The following is a 6,086-nucleotide window of genomic DNA, read 5'->3' as shown; positions in this document are numbered from 1 at the left end:
ACCCTCGGCATACCTCATACCTCCGGGATAGCCGATTGCCGCAGGCCATCACAGGCCGACCCCGTCGTAACACCAGCCTTTCAAGCTCAGCAGCCTGGGAAATCTCTATCGCATCTGGTCGCTGAGCTGGGAAGACGCTGACCTGTGGGAGAGCTGGGCGAGTGAGCGTAGTTCCCCGCGAATCCCCCTTGATCGCCCTCCTGACGGGCACGCAACGGGCACGGCCGGAGAACCCCGCGCGGACGCGCACACCTCTTCCGCCTGATCGTCCCGTCTGCCCCGTCCCGCCAAGGTCCGAGAGGTCGTCGACCGGCCTGTGGTCGTCAATCCAGCCCAGGCGCGGGAACTGCTCACTGCCGTGACCTATGTTGGGCGGCTCGATCGAGGCCGGCACCTGCGGGGGTTCTTCGCCTGCCTATACCTCGCCGGCCTGCGCCCGGTCGAACAGGTCGCCTCGCCTCTGGCGGCACGGCCGTACGACCTGCGGCACGCAGCCGTCTCGCTCTGGCTCAACGCCGGGGTGGCGGCTCCCGATGTGGCCGAGCGGGCGGGGCACAGGGTGGACGTGCTGCTCAAGGTCTACGCCAAGTGCATCGACGGGGGTGCGGAGATCGCCAATCGGCGGATCGAAGACGTGCTCGCGGCGTGAGCGGAGAAGTGAGGGGGTCTCGGGTGGCGCCCCGGGGTCCTTTCTTTCTGATATGACGGTTGTTCGCCGAAGCCGCCTTATCCGGATGATCTCTGGAGGAGCCGTGGGACACCATGATCCTGTGGAATCGATCATCATGCGGCGTTTCACCGACGGCGACTCAGTGGAGGAGCTCACCACGTTCCTGCACCGCGCGTACGCGGATCACGCAGCCGCCGGGCTCGTCTTCTTCGCCTCCTACCAAACCCCTGAGGACACGCGGCGCCGTCTGGACAAAGGGGAGTGCTGGATCGCCCTGGAGCAGGGAACGATCGTCGGCAGTGTCACGGTGACAGGGGCGTACGACACTCCACCTGGTTACCCAGCTCCCGCCGACGCAGGGTCGTTCTGGCAGCTCGCGGTGGACCCGGCCCAGCGAGGAACCGGCTTGGGACATCGTCTCCTGATCCTGGCCGAGAGTCGCATCGCTGCGCTGGGCGCCTCGAAGGCGGTGATCGACACATCCTCACATGCCGCCGACCTCATCGTGTGGTACGAGCGTCACGGCTACACGTCGATCGGGACATGGAAGTGGGACGTCACCAACTACGACAGCATCGTCCTGGCCAAGGACCTCATCATCTGAACCTGCCTCCCGGACCCAACGGTTTCTCATTGGCCGGCGGAGACCCAACCCGCCTTCCAATGGTTGCGACCCGGGGAAACGCGATCAATATCATTCCGCGTATATGCCGCGAACGCCGGCAGAGACGCTCACAACGGCGTACGGCTGCGCACCCCGGAAACGGTCAACGGCGTCCCGCCAAGGGGAAGCCCCTGGTCAGACGCCGTTTCGGGTGGTGAGCGGAGAGCGTGGGATTCGAACCCACGAGGACTGTCACCAGCCCTAGCGGTTTCAAGAGGACTGCGTTTGCTGCGCCAATACCGCTTCTGACCTGCAAATTAATTCTCATCGGACGCACGGCCAACAAAGCTCATCCCACGCATATTCCGCATGTGTGGTTGCTCCGTCGGCCCAACCCCTGAAAGGGTCCGGTTCACTATTCGCGATAGCGTCGGACCGTGTCGTATGACGTCTGTGTGTACGGTCCTGCTGACGAGTCAGGCGAAGGCCAGGAACTCTACGAGGCGGCCCTCGGGAGCCGCGGCGCGATCCACCACTGGGTCAAACCGGCGCAGTTGCTCGGACTTCCTCTCCTCTCCCTCCTACCCGGCGAAGACCTCACGGTCCGGCATGAAGAACTGGCAGCGTTCTCGGCTGAACTGCAAACGCTCGTCAAGCACTGGATCGACACCGTCCCCGACGACGAAACCATCATGTACCACATCGAACATCGACGATTTCGCGTACCTCTACTTATCGATCTACTCGACCGAGTAGACCACCTACGAGCAGCGATACGGATCGCCGAGTTGACCGGAGGTTACCTCTACATATAGCGGTGGCTTCTAATCCGTAGATCCCCAAACGACGTTCAGAGGCGCTCAGACCAGCTCGCCGCGCAGGTCACGCACGAGCCACCTGTTCATATCAGTCCAGCTCGGTCCAAGGGCGTACGGCCCGTTGGCTCCCAAGTTGGCTCCCAAGATCGGAGTGCCGACGGTTTTACAGCGTGTGACCGTTACGGCGGGCGCATGGCCTTCTACCTGGGGCGGAGCGATGCAAGCACGCCGACCTCCTCATGATCATTGCACGTATATTGCATGGCGGCGGAAGACTGTGCTGTGCGTACGCTGCATTCGTGGACAGAGAGACGCTCGTTCAGCTCCTGGACAACGCGGGCGAAGCAGGCTGTGCATGCCGTCGGGCGCTCATGGCTGGGGCGCCCTTCGAGATTTGGCCGGACCCGGTCGAGGTGCTCCCCCTGACCAAGATCTACCAGCGTCGCGCTCGTCTTACCCGCCGGATGGACATCCCGTCCCTCGGCTTTGACGAGGCGGTCACGCAGCTCGGCTCCTGTGGGCTTCAGCGCCTCATCCTCGGCATCGTCGAGAGCACCGAGTCCGACTATCGCTTTCAGCTCTTCCTGTCTCCCGGCGCGTCACGCGTGGTGGCTTGCCTCGGCGTCAGCAAGCAACGGGCGCGCTCGGCGCACACCTCCCCTGACTGATCATCCCGTCCGCCATCGTCCCGCCCGAAGGGGAAGCGGGCCTGGGCCAGGGGTCAAGGTGGAGCGCCCCGCTGGACGAACGACCTTGACCCCGTGGCCCAGGTCTGCTCGGCTTGTCTCGGGGCGATGGCGGACGGGACGATCAGGTTTCCACCTCAGCCACCTGCGGACCAGACACTCGATGCGCCGATCATCCCAGAGCCGGAGGCCCCCGCCGGAGGCACTGTTTGGTTGGGTGATGAAGCGGGAGGGTTGGCGGCATGGATGTGCGGCGATCTTTTTGGTATCAGCTTGGGTCTGCGTGCACCTTCATCTTCTGCGGGTGGAGCGGGGCTGGTGCGGTGTTCGGGCTCTCCGGGTTTCGCGGGCCCATGCCGGATGCTTGGCTGACAGGGCTGTGGGTGTTTCTGTCGCTGAGCATTCTGCTCAAGCTTGTGGCCGGAGTCGTATATCTGGTGCGGAAGCGAGCTGGCCAGGATGTGAAGGATGACCCACTCGCTGGGTGACCGGTCCCAGGGATACCCGGACTGGCTTACAGGCTAGAGAGACGTGTGCGGCGGCTCGACCGGCCGGTTGTGGCGCCAGACGGATCGGCCATGGGCAGCGGCGGCGTGCCGGCGGTCGGCGCGTTGGCTGGCTGCGGCGCGGCGCGCCGCCGCTTGAAACCCGGCTCGGGGAGCCAGCCCCACCAGTCCAGCAGCGTGTTCAACGTTTCCTGCCGGGGTGCCCCCAGTCGCTTGTCGATCGCCCACAGAAGCACGCCCGTCGTGGGAACGGCGGCCGGATAGTGGGTTCCGGCGTGGTCGTTCGTGACCGCGTACCGGAGATCGGTCAGCGCATGGGCGGCCTGCTCGGCTGACCCGGATTGGGCCAGCGCCTCCATCGCGGCCTGAGCGACCTCGGGAAGGTACCAACGCGGCCCCGGTATCCGCCCCCAGTCCACCTGTTCCACCGCTGGCCTCCCACTACCTCGACCCGGTTTTCTCAGTTTTGACCTGGGGAGACTCTCCGGGTTCCATCCCACAGATATCCCACGACCGGCGACATGGGGCCGCTCACGGTGGCGTACGGCCGTGCGGCCCGGAAACGATCAACGGCGCCTGGTCCAGGGGAAGCCCCTGGTCAGACGCCGTTTCGTAAGCCTGGCGGAGAGCGTGGGATTCGAACCCACGAGGAGCCGCAAAGCCCCTAGCGGTTTTCAAGAGCACTGCGTTCCTGGTCTCGACAATGGCTCTGAGCTGCTGCGATACATGCGCCCCAGCGTGGGGACTGGAAGATCATCCCGCGCATATCCCGCAGAGTCAGATCTGCTGGACAAGCTGAACGATCACCATGTAGGCGGCCTCGGTTTGGGCATAGGCAGCACGGACGGTGTAGCGCCCCGACAGAAGGTCCACCCTCAGATGCTCCTCGGTGCCGATGGAGTCGTGCCCGTGGACAGAGTCGAATAGGATTACGGGCTCCCTGATGTCCCACACCAGTTCCTCCTCCCACTGCGCGGAACCGACCATGTCAGTGGCGGCCTGGAGAATGTCCACGGCCGAGTCTGCGGCGATCCAGCGGACGAAGAGGTTGTGTTCGGGGAGGAACGTGGTGCTGGCGGGATGGTCGCCGAGAACGAGGGCCTTGTCCGGCCCAACATCGATCAGACCGATATAGCCGTCGACCTCACAGGCCCGGCCGTAGTCTCCCTCGTCGTCGAGGTAGTCCTCCGGCACCCCGTTCCAGTGCTGGCAGGCCGACTCCGGAACAACGATGTGCGGCCCACCCAGCGTGGTGACCCAGAGCGCGTCTCCATAGCCTGACTGTTCCATGTACGGCTGAGACATGACGGCCAGAGTACGACGAGAAGCCGACAAAAAGGCGCAGTCTAGCCTTCTGATCCGTAGGTCCCCGAACGACGTCCAGGACCATTCAGAACCGTTCGCCGTGCTGCTCGCCGGAGCTTCGACCGTTCAGATCCGTCCGGCTCAGTTCATGATCGTCCGTTCGGGTGGCTCCCAAGGTGGCTCCCAGGATGCAGGCTTGACAGGCGTAGGCCAACGGTCCCGTCATGCGTGACAGATTCTCAATCGGCCGTGAGATCGGCTTCGGCAACCTGCTTGATGTACTGGTTCCGAACCCGGATCAACTTGGGCATGTAGGGACGGAGGGCTAGCATTTCGGCGATCCTCCCAAGAGGACCGAGAGGTGCGGCGAATTCAACGACGTCGCTTATTACCGTACCGCCGTGACCGTAAGGTCGAAAATAGTGAGCATGGTACCAACGTTTGAAAGGTCCTGACACCTGCTCGTCGACGAAATATCCAGGGCGATCGTAAGCGCTGATCGTAGACGTCATTCGCCAACGGATACCGAAGTGTCGCGCCCGCCATGTAACGGTATCGCCCAGCTTCAATTTGCCAGCGGTCACACCTCCGACCGCTTCCTCGGAGGATCCTGCCATTGAGGCTGCGTGAACATCCACGTCCAGCGAGATGTCGAAAACTCGTTCCGGAGGCGCCATGACATGCGTAACGATCTCAAAGCTTGGCATGCGTCAAGCCTAAGACAGCGCACTCCAGTGGAGTCTTCTGGGTTGCTTCCTGTCGTTCTGCCAGATACCGCATGGGAAACATAAACCGCATTAGCAGCTCGGGGCGTCACCGTTCAGGACAGTCCCACCTGGACCAATGCCCCTCGGCGGCCCTCCTGGAACGAGCTGGTACGGCGGTGAACTGCAACCCAAACTGCAACCCCGTACGGGGTCTTCACCCTGCCTTCGGTCGCCGGGTCCTCCGGCACTCATATGTGCGGATGTCACTCAGCCGGCCGGTGTTGCCTTTCCCTGATCTTCCGCACCAACCGTATAACGAAGGCCACGAGTCCTAGCAGGACCAGTAGGAAGAGCGAACCGATGAGTTCTACGGGTCGGCCACCCAGCACGTTCGCCAGCCACGGTAGGTCGAACAGCGCGGATATTCCGAAGATCACACCGAACCCGATCAATCCTAAGATCACCGTGAAGGCGAACCCTGTAGCTGCTTCCCGCAGGCGGCCCATCCGGCACCTTTCGTCGTTTAACCCGATTCTGCCTGGTAACCGGCAGGGGCGCATGGCAGCCGGTAAGCAGGTTCGTGGTCGGAACCGAACGGGAGTAGCGACCCACGGAGTCAGCAGGGCACCGGTGGCCGGCGAACCGCTGAAGTACAGCACGTGCTGTGTGACGGCTCGAACTCCTGACATCCTGCTTCTGAGCTTGAAAGGCTGGTGTTACGACGGGGTCGGCTTGTGATGGCCTGCGGCAATCGGCTATCCCGGAGGTATGAGGTATGCCGAGGGTGGCG

The 6,086-nt window shown here is 63.3% G+C and carries 7 protein-coding genes; 4 read left to right on the top strand and 3 right to left on the bottom strand.

What is annotated here, in order from left to right; genetic code table 11:
- Positions 1-358: 358 nt before the first annotated feature.
- From ACZ6R6_RS49090 to ACZ6R6_RS49075, 4 genes are all read left to right on the top strand, one after another.
- On the top strand, positions 359-649 hold the full coding sequence (locus ACZ6R6_RS49090; protein ID WP_470104410.1) for a site-specific integrase: 291 nt from the start codon (positions 359-361) through the stop codon (positions 647-649).
- Positions 650-770: 121 nt separating this feature from the next.
- On the top strand, positions 771-1,274 hold the full coding sequence (locus tag ACZ6R6_RS49085) for a GNAT family N-acetyltransferase (RefSeq protein ID WP_470104409.1): 504 nt from the start codon (positions 771-773) through the stop codon (positions 1,272-1,274).
- 437 nt (positions 1,275-1,711) lie between these two features.
- Entirely contained in the window at positions 1,712-2,089 is a 378-nt protein-coding gene (locus tag ACZ6R6_RS49080) for a hypothetical protein (RefSeq protein WP_470104408.1), read from the top strand.
- Positions 2,090-2,391: 302 nt separating this feature from the next.
- Entirely contained in the window at positions 2,392-2,760 is a 369-nt protein-coding gene (locus ACZ6R6_RS49075) for a hypothetical protein (RefSeq protein WP_470104407.1), read from the top strand.
- A 532-nt stretch (positions 2,761-3,292) separates the two neighbouring features.
- Here the strand turns inward: ACZ6R6_RS49075 and ACZ6R6_RS49070 are convergent.
- The 3 genes from ACZ6R6_RS49070 to ACZ6R6_RS49060 all read right to left on the bottom strand — a co-directional run bounded on the left by ACZ6R6_RS49070 (position 3,293) and on the right by ACZ6R6_RS49060 (position 5,296).
- Entirely contained in the window at positions 3,293-3,712 is a 420-nt protein-coding gene (locus tag ACZ6R6_RS49070) for a hypothetical protein (RefSeq protein ID WP_470104405.1), read from the bottom strand.
- Positions 3,713-4,061: 349 nt separating this feature from the next.
- On the bottom strand, positions 4,062-4,589 hold the full coding sequence (locus tag ACZ6R6_RS49065; RefSeq protein WP_470104404.1) for an Imm21 family immunity protein: 528 nt from the start codon (positions 4,587-4,589) through the stop codon (positions 4,062-4,064).
- Between the two features lie 239 nt (positions 4,590-4,828).
- Positions 4,829-5,296 (bottom strand): SRPBCC family protein, encoded by a 468-nt coding sequence (locus ACZ6R6_RS49060; RefSeq protein ID WP_470104403.1) that lies wholly within the window; start codon positions 5,294-5,296, stop codon positions 4,829-4,831.
- Between the last annotated feature and the right edge of the window lie 790 nt (positions 5,297-6,086).

Source organism: Streptosporangium sp. NPDC048886 (assembly GCF_055586905.1).
The sequence above is the reverse complement of the archived record's forward strand: the minus strand, read 5'-3'. Positions and strand labels throughout refer to the sequence as shown.

What these genes read in the sequence shown, in the direction of transcription:
- ACZ6R6_RS49065 (WP_470104404.1), bottom strand. Translation starts at nt 4,589, where the DNA reads ATGTCTCAGCCGTACATGGAACAGTCAGGCTATGGAGACGCGCTCTGG.
- ACZ6R6_RS49060 (WP_470104403.1), bottom strand. Translation starts at nt 5,296, where the DNA reads ATGCCAAGCTTTGAGATCGTTACGCATGTCATGGCGCCTCCGGAACGA.